General features: G+C 71.4%; 15 protein-coding genes. 3 read left to right on the top strand and 12 right to left on the bottom strand.

The annotated features are described in order from the left end of the window. Positions 1–100: 100 nt before the first annotated feature. The 7 genes from IEZ00_RS25190 to ruvC form a co-directional block, all read right to left on the bottom strand. Positions 101–619 (bottom strand): adenine phosphoribosyltransferase, encoded by a 519-nt coding sequence (locus tag IEZ00_RS25190; RefSeq protein ID WP_189225809.1) that lies wholly within the window; start codon positions 617–619, stop codon positions 101–103. Further along, positions 616–1,794 (bottom strand): protein translocase subunit SecF, encoded by a 1,179-nt coding sequence (gene secF, locus IEZ00_RS25185; RefSeq protein WP_189225808.1) that lies wholly within the window; start codon positions 1,792–1,794, stop codon positions 616–618. Before secF ends, IEZ00_RS25190 begins: the two co-directional genes overlap by 4 nt. A gap of 1 nt (position 1,795) precedes the next feature. After that, positions 1,796–3,628 carry a protein translocase subunit SecD gene (gene secD / locus IEZ00_RS25180; protein ID WP_189225807.1) on the bottom strand — a complete coding sequence of 611 codons (1,833 nt, stop codon included), beginning with the start codon at positions 3,626–3,628 and terminating at the stop codon, positions 1,796–1,798. Positions 3,629–3,776: 148 nt separating this feature from the next. Next, positions 3,777–4,130, bottom strand: a complete 354-nt coding sequence (gene yajC / locus IEZ00_RS25175) for a preprotein translocase subunit YajC (protein ID WP_372448471.1) — start codon at positions 4,128–4,130, stop codon at positions 3,777–3,779. 102 nt (positions 4,131–4,232) lie between these two features. Continuing rightward, positions 4,233–5,291: a Holliday junction branch migration DNA helicase RuvB gene (gene ruvB, locus IEZ00_RS25170; RefSeq protein WP_189225806.1), complete on the bottom strand. Its 1,059-nt coding sequence runs from the start codon at positions 5,289–5,291 to the stop codon at positions 4,233–4,235. Beyond that, positions 5,288–5,875 (bottom strand): Holliday junction branch migration protein RuvA, encoded by a 588-nt coding sequence (ruvA, locus tag IEZ00_RS25165; RefSeq protein ID WP_189225805.1) that lies wholly within the window; start codon positions 5,873–5,875, stop codon positions 5,288–5,290. The genes ruvB and ruvA overlap by 4 nt, the downstream gene beginning before the upstream one ends. Continuing rightward, complete coding sequence (gene ruvC, locus IEZ00_RS25160) at positions 5,872–6,450, bottom strand: crossover junction endodeoxyribonuclease RuvC (protein WP_189225804.1); 579 nt, start codon at positions 6,448–6,450, stop codon at positions 5,872–5,874. The genes ruvA and ruvC overlap by 4 nt, the downstream gene beginning before the upstream one ends. A gap of 192 nt (positions 6,451–6,642) precedes the next feature. On the opposite strand from ruvC, the gene IEZ00_RS25155 reads away from it, so the two are divergent. Together IEZ00_RS25155 and IEZ00_RS25150 are read left to right on the top strand one after the other, a co-directional pair. Beyond that, a complete protein-coding gene (locus IEZ00_RS25155; protein WP_189225803.1) occupies positions 6,643–8,166 on the top strand; it encodes a GGDEF domain-containing protein in 1,524 nt (507 codons plus the stop codon). Then, entirely contained in the window at positions 8,163–8,627 is a 465-nt protein-coding gene (locus IEZ00_RS25150) for a cupin domain-containing protein (protein ID WP_229796069.1), read from the top strand. Before IEZ00_RS25155 ends, IEZ00_RS25150 begins: the two co-directional genes overlap by 4 nt. Before the next feature lie 59 nt (positions 8,628–8,686). Here the strand turns inward: IEZ00_RS25150 and IEZ00_RS25145 are convergent, their stop codons facing one another. The 4 genes from IEZ00_RS25145 to IEZ00_RS25130 all read right to left on the bottom strand — a co-directional run bounded on the left by IEZ00_RS25145 (position 8,687) and on the right by IEZ00_RS25130 (position 10,679). Next, the gene (locus IEZ00_RS25145) at positions 8,687–9,187 is read right to left on the bottom strand and encodes a DinB family protein (protein ID WP_229796068.1); all 501 of its coding nucleotides are present in this window, start codon (positions 9,185–9,187) and stop codon (positions 8,687–8,689) included. Positions 9,188–9,365: 178 nt separating this feature from the next. Continuing rightward, positions 9,366–9,551, bottom strand: a complete 186-nt coding sequence (locus IEZ00_RS25140) for a DUF397 domain-containing protein (RefSeq protein WP_189225801.1) — start codon at positions 9,549–9,551, stop codon at positions 9,366–9,368. 52 nt (positions 9,552–9,603) lie between these two features. After that, positions 9,604–9,801 (bottom strand): DUF397 domain-containing protein, encoded by a 198-nt coding sequence (locus IEZ00_RS25135; protein WP_189225800.1) that lies wholly within the window; start codon positions 9,799–9,801, stop codon positions 9,604–9,606. A gap of 20 nt (positions 9,802–9,821) precedes the next feature. After that, the gene (locus tag IEZ00_RS25130; RefSeq protein WP_189225799.1) at positions 9,822–10,679 is read right to left on the bottom strand and encodes a helix-turn-helix domain-containing protein; all 858 of its coding nucleotides are present in this window, start codon (positions 10,677–10,679) and stop codon (positions 9,822–9,824) included. 361 nt (positions 10,680–11,040) lie between these two features. On the opposite strand from IEZ00_RS25130, the gene IEZ00_RS38020 reads away from it, so the two are divergent. After that, entirely contained in the window at positions 11,041–12,096 is a 1,056-nt protein-coding gene (locus IEZ00_RS38020; RefSeq protein ID WP_189225798.1) for a helix-turn-helix domain-containing protein, read from the top strand. A gap of 84 nt (positions 12,097–12,180) precedes the next feature. Here IEZ00_RS38020 and IEZ00_RS37085 read toward each other — a convergent pair. Further along, the coding region (locus IEZ00_RS37085) for a DUF427 domain-containing protein (RefSeq protein WP_229796083.1) at positions 12,181–12,292 on the bottom strand (112 nt) is incomplete at its 5' end.

The raw sequence follows: 12,292 nt of genomic DNA, 5'->3' as shown, positions 1-12,292 counted from the left end.
GAATGTTGAGTTCAGGGTGTCTGAGCGTTCGACTCGCGGGGGCGACACGCCCAACACGCCCATAGGTGGGTGACACCAGGGGCGGGCGTGTGGGCGTGGGCTAGACGGCGAGGAGGGCGTGGACCTGGCGGCCGGTCAGGTGGGCCCGGCCGCCCAGGGCGGGCAGCTCGATCACCACGGAGACGCCGGTGACCACGCCGCCCGCGCGCTCGACCAGCTCGCAGGCCGCCGCGGCGGTGCCGCCGGTCGCCAGCACGTCGTCCACGACGACGACCTTCTGACCAGGGGTGATGGCCCCTTCCGGCAGCTCGAGGGACGCCGCGCCGTACTCCAGGTCGTAGGAGACCCGGTGCGCCACGGCGGGCAGCTTGCCTGGCTTGCGCAGCGGCACCACGCCGTAGCGCCAGCCGTAGCCCAGCGCCGCGCCGAGCAGGAACCCGCGCGACTCGACGGCCGCCACGACCTGGGTGGACGGCTCGACGTGGACTTGCAGGGCGTCGACCACGGCGCGCAGCGCGTCGGGATCGGCCAGGACGGGCGTGAGGTCCCGGAACACCACCCCCGGTTGGGGGAAGTCCGGGACCTCACGCAGGAGCCCTAGCGCTCGTTCCAGCTTCAACGCTGCTTCTTGCCGGTCGGCCTGCCGCGCCGGACGTCGCCCGCCTTGCCGTGCCGGGCGGGCACGCTCGCGGCGGCGGCCACGGCCTTCTCGCGGCGCAGCTCGGCGTCGAGCGCCTCGTCGTCGGTCGACTCGACCACGTCGACCGCCGGGGCCTCGCCGCCCGCCTTGCGGGCCAGGTTCGCCCGCCGGGCCATGACCCGCTGGGCCTGGGCCTTGTAGCGCGGGTCGCGCATCTTCAGGTCCACCGCCACCGGGGTGGCGATGAAGATCGACGACAGCGCGCCGACCGCCATGCCCGCCAGCTGCACCAGCGCCAGGTCCTTGAGCGTGCCCACGCCCAGCAGGCCCACGCCGATGGCCAGCAGGCCCAGCACCGGCAGCAGCGCGATCAGCGAGGTGTTGATCGAGCGCATCAGGGTCTGGTTGACCGCCAGGTTGGCCGCCTCGCCGTAGGTGCGCCTGGTCAGGCCCAGGATGCCGCGGGTGTTCTCCTTGACCTTGTCGAACACCACCACCGTGTCGTACAGCGAGAAGCCCAGGATGGTGAGCAGGCCGATCACCGTCGCGGGCGAGACCTCGAAGCCGACCAGCGAGTAGATGCCCGCGGTGATCAGCACGTCGTGCACCACGGCGACCAGCGCGGCGACCGCCATGGACAGCTCGAAGTACAGCGCCAGGAAGATCGCCACGGCCAGGAAGAACACGCCCAGCGCGATCAACGCCTTGGTGGTGATCTCCCCGCCCCACGAGGCCGACACGGCGCTGTCGCTGATCGCGCCGATCCCGCCGTCGGGCTTGAGGTCGTCGTTCAGCCCGGTCTTGACCTTGGTGACCTGGTCGGCGTTGAGCGTCTCGGAGCGGATCTGGATGGTGGCCGCGTCACCGGTGCCCACGGTCTGCACCGACGTGGGCTCCTCGCCCATCGCCTTGCCGAAGCTGTCCTTGACCGCCTCGACCGTGATGGTGCCCGACGAGCTGGCGGCGGGCAGCTGGATGCGCGTGCCGCCGGTGAAGTCGATGCCCAGGTTGAAGCCCCGGAACACGATCGAGGCGATGCAGGCCAGCAGGATCAGGCCGAAGATGACGTACCACCGCTTGCGCTTGCCGACGATGTCGAACGCGCCGGTCCCGACGTACAGGCGGTGGAACACGCTGCCCTTGGACTTCGCCACGTCAGACCTCCTTCACGGCGGTGCTCTTGGCGGCGGTCGCGCCCGCGCGCTGCTCGGCACCGGCCTGGACCGCCCCGCCGAGGCCGGAGAGCTTCGGGCTGGACAGGGACTTCGACTTGGACACCAGCGCCACCAGCGGGTGCGTGACCAGGAAGACCACGACCAGGTCGAGCACGGTGGACATGCCCAGGGTGAACGCGAAGCCCTTCACCTGGCCGACCGCGATCACGTACAGGATCGCCGAGGCCAGGAAGCTCACCGCGTCCGCGGACAGGATGGTGCGGCGGGAGCGGACCCAGGCGCGCGGCACGGCCGAGCGGAACGTGCGGCCCTCCCGCACCTCGTCCTTGAGGCGTTCGAAGAACACCACGAACGAGTCGGCGGTGATGCCGATCGAGACGATGAAGCCCGCGATGCCCGCGAGGTCCAGGGTGAACCCGATCCAGCGGCCCAGCAGCACGAGCACCGCGTAGACCACCGCGCCGGACAGCGCCAGCGACAGGATCGTCAGCAGGCCCAGCAGGCGGTAGTAGAGCAGGCAGTAGATGAACACCAGCGCCAGGCCGATGCCGCCCGCGATCAGGCCCGCCTGCAGCGAAGCCAGGCCCAGCGTCGCGGACACCGTCTCGGCCTCGGAGGCCTCGAACGACAGCGGCAGCGAGCCGTACTTGAGCACGTTGGCCAGCTGGTCGGCCTCGCGCTGGGTGAACTGGCCGCTGATCTGGGTGCTGCCGCCGAGGATGGCCTCGTTGATGTTCGGCGCGGAGACCACCTGGCTGTCCAGCACCACGGCGACCTGCTGGCCGACGTTGGCGGAGGTGAACTTGCCCCACTTCTCGCCGCCGGGGCCCTTGAAGGTCAGGTTGACGATGAAGCCCGCGCCCTGCGGGTCGGTGCCCGACACCGCGTTGTCGATGTCCTCACCGGTCAGCCGGGAGTACAGGCTGTAGTCGTCCTCCTTGACCGAGCCGTCCGACGGCGGGGTGACCGGCGCGAGCACGTACTTGTACTCGAGCTTCTGGTCGCAGGTCAGCAGCGGCAGGGCCGGGTCGTCGTTGCCCAGCAGCGGGTCGTTGGTCGGGCAGGTGAACGCCTGCAGCGCCTGCTGGACCGTCTGCGGGTCCAGCGTGGTCAGCTGCGGGTCCTGCCTGCACTGGCGCGACTCGGTGATGGCCTGCGTGGGGTCGTCGGAGTACTGGCCCATGAACACCGCGCGGCAGTCCACCTGCTGCTGCTCGGCGGGCGGCTGGCTGGACGGCGGCGCCTCGCCGGTGGTGCTGGGCGGCTGCCCCGTGGTCTCCGGCTGGCCCTCGTGGGCCGGGGCCGGGCGGCCCTGCGCGGTCGTCGTGGGCGCGGCGCCCGCGCTCTCCGACGCCGGGGGGTTGCTGCTGGGCGGCGCGGAACCGCTGGTCGACGGCGGCGCGCTGGAGGAGCTGGGGGCGGGCTGCTCGTTGGGCAGCGGCGAGCCGACCACCTTGCGGAAGTTCAGCTTCGCGGTCTGGCCCAGGCTCTTGGCGCCCTCGCTGTCCTCGCCGGGGACCGTGATGACCAGGTTGGTGCCGTCGCGGACGACCTCCGCGCCGGACACGCCCAGGGCGTTGACGCGGGTCTCGATCAGCGTCCGGGCCTGGTTGAGCGCCTCTTCCGTCGGCGTCTGGCCGTCCGGGGCGCGCGCGGTCAGCGTGACGCGGGTACCGCCCTGGAGGTCGATGCCGAGCTTGGGGGTCGCCTTGCCGTTGCCGGTGAAGAACACCAGGGCGTACAGCGCGACCACGATGAGGACAAACGCGCCCAGATACTTCGCGGGGCGGATTTGCCCGGCCGGAGGTGCCACGGTCCGTCCGTCTCCTGTAGTTGACAAGTTCAGCGAGGGCGCAGCGTACCCCTAGGGGTGTGAACTGCGCGTCACTGCCTGGAGTCGGCGTTGTTCACAGTTGCCGGCTCCAGGCGGTGCGCGACGCGGTTCGCGCCGCCGGTTCTTCTTACTTCTTGGTGTCCTGCTGCGCGGGCTCGGCCTCCACCGCCGGGGCGTCCTCGACGTCGTCGACGACGGCGTCGGTGGTGGTGTCCGCGACAACCTTCTCGCGAACGGCCTGCCGCAGCCAAGTGGTCACCACGCCGGGCGCCACCTCCAGCTTGATCTCGGAGTCGTCGGAGGCGTCGACCACCGTGGCGAACACGCCGGAGGTGGTCATCACCCGGTCGCCGGGCTCCAGCGAGTTGAGCAGCGCCTGCTGCTCGGCGACCGCGCGCTTCTGCTTGCGCGCGCTGAGGAACAGCGGCACGGCCAGCAGCACGAGCAGCAGCGGGAACATCAAGGAAGACAGGTTGCCCATCATTCTCCGTTCGGTCGGCCGCACGGGCGGTGCCCGGAACGTCCGAATCTGTGGGATCCGCCGCCGATTGTGCCAGGTCGGTAGCGCGGATCACCCGGCACGTCAGCCCTCGGGGTCGTCGAACAGCGAGCGCACCTGCTCGCCGGGAGTCCCCTCGGGTGGTTGCAGCCCCAGGTGCAGCCACGCCGAGGCGGTGGCCACCCGGCCGCGCGGGGTGCGCGCCAGCATCCCGGCCCGCACCAGGTACGGCTCGCACACCTCCTCGACCGTGGTCGGCTCCTCCCCGACCGCGACCGCCAGCGTCGAAACGCCCACCGGGCCGCCGCCGAAGGAGCGCACCAGCGCGCCCAGCACGGCCCGGTCCAGCCGGTCCAGGCCCAGCTCGTCCACGTCGTAGACGGCCAGCGCGTCGCGGGCGACCGCGCGGTCCACCGCGCCGTCCGCGCGCACCTCGGCGAAGTCGCGCACCCGGCGCAGCAGCCGGTTGGCGATGCGGGGCGTGCCCCTGGAGCGGCCCGCGATCTCGGCCGCGCCGTCCGGCCGCAGGTCGACGCCGAGGATCTTGGCCGAGCGGCGCAGGATCAGCTCCAGCTCCTGCGGGCTGTAGAACTCCATGTGCCCGGTGAAGCCGAACCGGTCGCGCAGCGGCCCGGTCAGCGCGCCGGACCGGGTGGTGGCGCCGACCAGGGTGAACGGGGCGATGTCGAGCGGGATGCTGGTCGCCCCCGGTCCCTTGCCGACCACCACGTCCACCCGGAAGTCCTCCATCGCCAGGTAGAGCATCTCCTCGGCGGGCCGGGCCATCCGGTGGATCTCGTCGATGAACAGCACGTCGCCCTCGACCAGGTTGGACAGCATCGCGGCCAGGTCGCCCGCGCGCTCCAGCGCCGGGCCGGAGGTGATCCGCAGCGACGCGCCCAGCTCGGCGGCGATGATCATGGCGAGGCTGGTCTTGCCCAGGCCGGGCGGGCCGGACAGCAGCACGTGGTCGGGCGGGGCGCCGCGCCGCATGGCGCCGTGCAGCACCAGCTCCAACTGCTCGCGCACCTTCGGCTGCCCGACGAACTCGTGCAGGTCCTTCGGGCGCAGGGTGGACTCGACGTCCCGCTCGAACGGGTCGGGCAGCGGGTCCAGCGCGTTGTCCTCGGCGAACTCGCTCACCGCTTGCGCCCCAGGGTCGCCAGTGCGCGGCGCAGCACCGCGGAGGTGCTCTGCGCGCCGTCCTCGGCCAGCACCGCGTCCACCGCCTGCTCGGCCTGCTTGGCCGGGAAGCCCAGGCCGAGCAGCGCCTCGGTGACCTGGGTGCGCACCAGCGCGCCGTCGGCCGCGGCGGGCGCGGTCGGCAGCTGGCCGACCTTGTCGCGCAGCTCGATGACCAGCCGCTCGGCGCCCTTGCGGCCGATGCCGGGCACCTGGGTGAGCACGGTGGTGTTGCCCTCGGCCAGCGCCGCGCGCAGCTTGTCCGGCTCCAGCACCGCCAGCGTGGCCAGCGCCAGCCGGGGGCCGATCCCGGAGACGGTCTGGAGCAGGCCGAACAGCTCGCGCGCGTCGGCGTCGGCGAACCCGAACAGGGTCAGCGAGTCCTCCCGCACCACCAGCGCGGTGGCCAGCTGGGCCTCCTCGCCGCGGCGCAGCGTCGCCAGCGTGGCCGGGGTGGCCTGCACGGCGAAGCCCACCCCTCCGACCTCGACCACCGCGTGGTCGAGCCCCACGGACAGCACCTGCCCCCGCAGCGACGCGATCACTGTGCCTTCCTCCCCGTCTCGGCGACTGCTCGGGCAAGTCTCGCGCGGTGCGCCTTGGCCAGTTCAGCCGCCCTCGCCTGGGCCTGCTCCAGGCGCGAGCGCATGGGCGCGCGCCACAGGTGGCAGATGGCCAGCGCGAGCGCGTCCGCGGCGTCGGCGGGCTTGGGCGCGACCTTGAGCCCGAGCAGCTTGGTGACCATGGCGGTGACCTGCGCCTTGTCCGCCCGGCCCGAGCCGGTCACGGCCGCCTTGACCTCGCTGGGGGTGTGGAACATGACCGGGAGGTCGCGTCGCGCGGCGGCCAGCGCGACGATGCCGCCCGCCTGGGCGGTGCCCATCGCCGTGCGCACGTTGTGCTGGCTGAACACCCGCTCCACCGCGACGACCTCCGGCTGGTAGCGGTCCAGCCACACCTCCACCGCGTCGGCCAGTCGCAGCAGCCGCCGCGACAGGTCCTCGTCCGCGGGGGTGCGCACCACGTCCACCGCGACGCAGCGCACGGTCCGGCCCGGTCCCCCGTCGACCACCCCGAACCCGCACCGGGTCAGGCCGGGGTCGACTCCGAACACGCGCACGCTGATCCCTTCGCCGAGCGGTGCCGCGACCTGGTGGCGAACACCAGTTCGAACCTTACGGCCTGACCCCGGTCACGCGCCTCGCCGACACGCGCTGGGTGACGAACCGCTACCCCTTGTCGACACAGCGTCACCGTCTTACTACAGTGGCCCGGTCCACTGATCGACTCCAGTCGCGGCGAGCGGGGTGCCATGACCCTGAGGCGGTTCAGCGTCCTCGCGGTCGCCGCCTGCGCGCTGCTGACCGGCGTCGTGGTGCTGGTGGTCTCCGGGGTGCTGGAGCGCTCGACCTCGGTGGCCGTCGACAAGTTCAGCCAGCTCGTCGCGGCCGTGGCGGCGCTGGTCTGCTACTGGCGGGCGGCCCTGCGGCGCCAGGGCACCGCCCGGCGCTGGCGGATGTGGCTGGTCGCGGCCACCGCGTCGCTGGTGCTGGGGCTGGGCGCGTGGATCTGGGGCCAGGTCTTCCTCGGCGTGCCGATGCCGACCTCGACGCTGGCGCCGCTGGGCTTCCTGCTCGTGCCGTGCCTGGCGCTGGGCGGGGTGATGGTGCTGGCGCACGGCTCGTCAGGCTCGCTGACCGACCACCGCAGCCGGGTCGTGCTGGTGCTCGACGGGCTGATCGTGGTCGGCTCGCTGTTCGTGCTGACGTGGGTGTCGGCGCTGGAGTCGATGGTGCGGGCCTGGGCGACCACGGGCGTGGGGTTCGCCACGGTGGTCGCCCATCCGGCGGCGTACCTGGTGCTGCTGGTGGTGCTGCTGGTGCTGTCCTGGACGCACCGGGCGGTGCGCCAGCTGCCGATGCTGTTCCTGGCCTTGGCGGCGCTGGCCCAGTCCGCGTCCGGCTGGGTGTTCGCCTACCTGGTCAGCCAGGGGGTGACGACCATCCCGACCGCGGCCGACATCGGCTTCATGGCCAGCCCGGTGCTGCTGTTCCTGTCCTCGGTGGCGCCCGGCAGCCCGCGCCGCGAGCGGCTGCCCGCCGACCGGCTGCGCGCGGGCGAGCTGCTGCACCTGCTGGCGCCCTACCTGCCGCTGCTGGTCACCGGGCTGTTCGTGGTGGTGGGCACGGCCACCGGGGTGCGGCTGAACCCGCTGGAGGTCTACGTCGGGCTGGGCGTGGTGGGGCTGGTGATCGCCCGGCAGCTGTTCACCCTGATCGACAACGTGCGGTTGCTGGAGCAGCTCAAGGACAGCCGCGAGCGGCTGCGCCACCAGGCCTACCACGACCCGCTGACCGGGGTGGCCAACCGGGCGCTGTTCCGCGAGCGGCTGACCGCCGCGCTGGCCGGGCCCGAGCCGGTGGTGGTGCTGTTCATCGACGTGGACGGGTTCAAGGACGTCAACGACAACTTCGGCCACGCCGAGGGTGACGAGGTGCTGCGGATCGTGGCGCAGCGGTTGCAGCGGTGCGTGCGCCACGAGGACACCGTGGCGAGGCTGGGCGGCGACGAGTTCGGCGTGCTGGTCGAGGGCCGCGCGCCCGCGCCGGAGGAGATCGGCGAGCGGGTGCTGGAGGCGCTGCGCTCCCCGCACCGCACCAGGAGCGGGGAGCACCTGATCCGGGCCAGCGTGGGCATCTCGCACAGCGCCAGGAGCGGGACCAGCGCCGACGAGCTGCTAGGCAGCGCCGACGCGGCGATGTACACGGCGAAGCGACTGGGCAAGGGCGTCGTGGTGGTGCACGGCGCCGAGCCGGTGGAGGCGGAGCTGACGTGACCAGGGGGAGCGCGATTTCAGCCGATGAGGTGATCGCCCGGCTCGGACTGGTGGAGCTGCCCGTGGAGGGCGGCCACTTCGCCCAGTCCTACCGGTCCGAGCAGGTCTCGGCGATCTACTACCTGCTGCGGTCGCCGGAGTTCTCCGGGCTGCACCGCCTGGACCACGTGGAGATCTACGCCCACCACGCGGGCGCCCCGCTGCGGATGCTGCTGCTGCACCCCTCCGGTGAGGTGGAGGAGCCCGTGCTCGGCCCGGACCTGGCGCAGGGGCAGCGCCCGCAGGTGGTGGTGCCCGCCGGCGTGTGGCAGGCCAGCGCGCCCGAGGGCGAGTGGTCGCTGGTGGGGACCGTGGTGGTGCCGCCCTACACCGACGACGTGGTCACCTTCGGCGCGGCCGACGAGCTGGCCGCCGCCTACCCCTCCCACGCCGACCTGATCCGCCGCCTGTCCCGCTTTTGACCGCGTCGGCAAGTACTACCCGAGCGGTGTCCCCACGCCTCCAACTACTACCCGCCCGCTCACCCCATCGACTTCTGCCCGTCGATGCCCTCACGGATGATGTCGGCGTGCCCCGCGTGCTGCGAGGTCTCCGCGACCAGGTGCACCAGCACCCGCCGGAACGACCACTGGGCGCCCGGCTCGAACCAGGGGGCCTCGGGCAGCGGCTGCCGCGCGTCCAGGTCGTGCGTGGCCACCAGCTCGTCGGTGCGGCGCGCGACCTCCTCGTAGCGGTCCAGCAGCCCCTGCAAGGTCTCCCCCGGCAGCATCCGGAAGCCGTTGGCGTGCTCCTCGTAGTCCTGGTCCATCGCGGCCGGGCCGTCGAGGACGAAGTCGATCCACTTCTCCTCGACCTGCGTCACGTGCTTGATCAGCCCGGCGACGGTCAGCTCGCTGACCGTGGTCCGGGTGGTGGCCTGCTCGTCGGTCAGGCCCTGGGCGGTGAACCGCAGGAAGCCCCGGTGCTGGGTCAGGGCCTGGAGCAGTTCCGCGCGCTCTCCGGTGGTGATCACGGTGGCCATGGCGTCCGCCTCTCTCGTCGTTGAGAGCACGCTATGACCCATCGAGGACAACTTCCGCCCTCGATCCCCCGCGAGTCGAACGCCCAGAACCCCTGAGTTCAACGCTCAGGACATCCGAACGTCGAACTCGCACGACCGGAACGTTCGACTCGCGGTGGCCGGGGATGCGCGAGGGTGATCACCGAGCGCGCAGGAACGCCTTCCACGACGCCGCGCTGACCGCGATGACCGGCCCCGCTCCGTCAGCCTTGCTGTCCCGGACGCGCACGATCCCGTCGTCGAAGCGGACCTCGACGCAACTCTGCGCCGGATTGGAGTAGCTGGACTTGAACCAGCCCGTGCGGATCGGGTTCCGGTGGCTCATCAGGTCTCCACTTTCCAACACCTCTGGAAACGTGAGGTGAGTTCGAGTGCGGCTACCGGTCGCGTTGCCGAGCCCCGCCGGTGAAGAGTCGCCACGCGGCAGGACCGAATGCGAGGAGCCCAGCCGCCGGATTCTTCGAGTCGCGGACCAGCGCCTTGCCCCCGGCGAAGGTCATCTCCACGCAAGCGCCGTTCTGCCCGTTGGAACGGCTGCTCTTCCTCCATGCCAACCGGTTCGCGGCCGCCCTCATCCCGCCCCCTCCGCTTGCGCTCACAGGCTCGAGCGCAGCCTATCCATCAGGTCGACCGATTCGGAAGGAGTGAGCGCGAGCTGTCCGGCTTGCTCGAACATCTCCCGGTACCGGGCGACTTCGGAGGGGTGGTCGAGGTATTCCGCGACGAGGTCGCTCTCGATGAAGACCACGTCCTTGCGAGGTTCCGGAGGCAGTCGCAGCACCGCGAAACCCGCGCCTTGTGCCGCATATGCCCCGGCCTCGAACGGGATGATCCTGAGATCCACGTTCGGCAACCCGGCAACGTCCGCCAGCAGGCCGAGTTGCTCCCGCATCACCTCCCGGCCACCGACTTCACGGCAGAGAACCGCTTGATCGAGCACGATGTCGACCGCCGGAGCCCGATCACCGGTGAGGTCCTTGAACCGGAACTGCCGAAGCTCGACCGAGGCCGCCAGATCATCCTCGTCGCTGTCCGGCTTCGCGGCCCTGCGGATCGCACGCACGTAGTCGGGGACTTGGAAAGGACCGAACACCAGGCCGGGCTCGTGCACCCAGATGGCCTCCGCCTGTCCCTCCATCTCGTGGTAATCCACGAAATCGCCGCGCAGAATCGTGCTGTACCGACTGAGCCGCCCAGGCTTGCCCGACTCCTCCGCCATGCGGAGCAGGCGGGCGCGCTCCTCCGCGTCGACCGCGTACAGCGGCCACATGAGCTTCACGTAGGCGGGTTTGACCGCTTGCTTGCCAGTCTCGATCTTGCTGAGGGTGGCGGTGGAGATGCCTATCTCCGCTGCCACCTCCTTGGGCGTCAGGCCCGCTGCTTTGCGCAACTCGCGCAGTCGGTCACCGAGACACCTCCGCAGGAACGGCGCTCGCTGCTCGACATCACTCATCCAAGCCTCCACCGGTCGGCGTCGCCGCCAAGTGTGGTTCATGCCCGGCGATTCGGGAGGAAGACCACCCTAACGAATGATTTCCTAACGAAATTTCGTCCCGTAAGTTTTCGTCATCAGTCCGGTGTGGACTGACAGACCCCAGGAGATGCCATGCACATGTCGATGACCAGTCGTGTCACAGCGGAAGTGTCGTGATGGGCGTCCGACAGTTCCGCCGGTTCCCTCACGAGGGCGGTCCTTACGCAGTCACGCGCCAACTCGTGGCGGACGACGAGGGTCTGACGTTGTGCGGTGCTCCGGCGACGATCCCGTGCGGGCGCCACCCCGCGTTCCTCCGCAGCGGCAGGCCGGTGGGGCGATGACCGGGTTCCGCGAGTTCGTGACCGCGGAGTACGCCCGTGGCAGGACGATCCGCGCGCTGGCGGCGCTGACCGGCCGCTCGTACGGGACGGTCCGCGCGGCGCTGGTCGCGGAAGGCGTCGCGCTGCGGTCGCGCGGCACCCGAGCGGACCGGCGCGAGTGCGGCGACGCGCGTTCGGAGCTGTCCGCCCTCCCGCTGTCCTGCCGCCTGAGCGCGGGCTTGACGGGCCGGGAGGCGGGTGCGCTGGCGGGCATGAGCCAGTCGAAGCTGTCGAAGCTGGAAACCGGTCGCCTCGCGCCCAAGGCCGTCGACGTGGCGCGGCTGGCCGAGGGCTACCGGGTCGCCCCGGAGGTGCGGGAGCACCTGGTCGGGTTGGCACGGCTGGTGGCCGAGGAGAGCGGCCACCGACGGGCGACGCTGTGCCTGGGCACCACGCGCCGAGTCGCGCAGGTCGAGCAGTCCGCGTCGGTGGTGCGGGTGTTCGGCCTCGGCAGCTTCCCGGAACAACTGTGGGAACAGGACGCGGACAAGGAGCTGATCGTCCTGGTCACCGAGGGCGTGGCCCGCTCGTCCTGGTACGCCGGGCGCGTGCGGGAGCTGATGGCGCGGGACGACCTCCGGGTGGGGATCATCCCGTTCACGGCCGATGTCGGACTGCCCGACGCGGGTTTCCGGATCATCGACGAGCGGATGGTCGTGGCGGAACTACCGGCGGGCACGGTGGTGGTCACCGGTCCGACCGACGTGCGCGAGCACCTGAGGCAGTTCCACCGCCTGCACGGGCACGCGGTGTTCGGCGAACCCCCTCACCGGTCGCGGTGGGGCTCAAGCGGCGAGGAGCGCCCTGCCGGACTCGGTCAGCCGGGCCGGACCCGGCTGCGCGGCGATCAGCCCCGCGGCGGCCAACCGGCGGCCGACGAACTGGTCGCAGCACCCGATCCCGTCCACGAGCAGCCTGCCCGCGTGGAACTCGCAACGGCCCGCCGCGACGGCCCTGAGCACGGCGCGGTCTCTGGGGGTGAGCTGAACGGTCATGGCACAGCCTCCTCCTGACGTAGTTATCTCCTACACCAACGTCGAAGAAGCGTGCCCCGGTTCGACATACGATCCATATATTCCACTAGTCGGCCGAACCGGTCAGCTGGGCCGCTCCTGGAGCACCCCGTCCAGCGTGATGTCGACCTTCTCGTTGTAGAACGCCACCAGCCCGGCGATCTTCTGGCTCTCCGGCAACGGCGTCCGGTACCCC

Source organism: Saccharothrix coeruleofusca (assembly GCF_014648515.1).
Lineage (GTDB): Bacteria > Actinomycetota > Actinomycetes > Mycobacteriales > Pseudonocardiaceae > Actinosynnema > Actinosynnema coeruleofuscum.
Note: the sequence above shows the minus strand (reverse complement) of the source record. Positions and strands in the feature narration are given on the sequence as shown.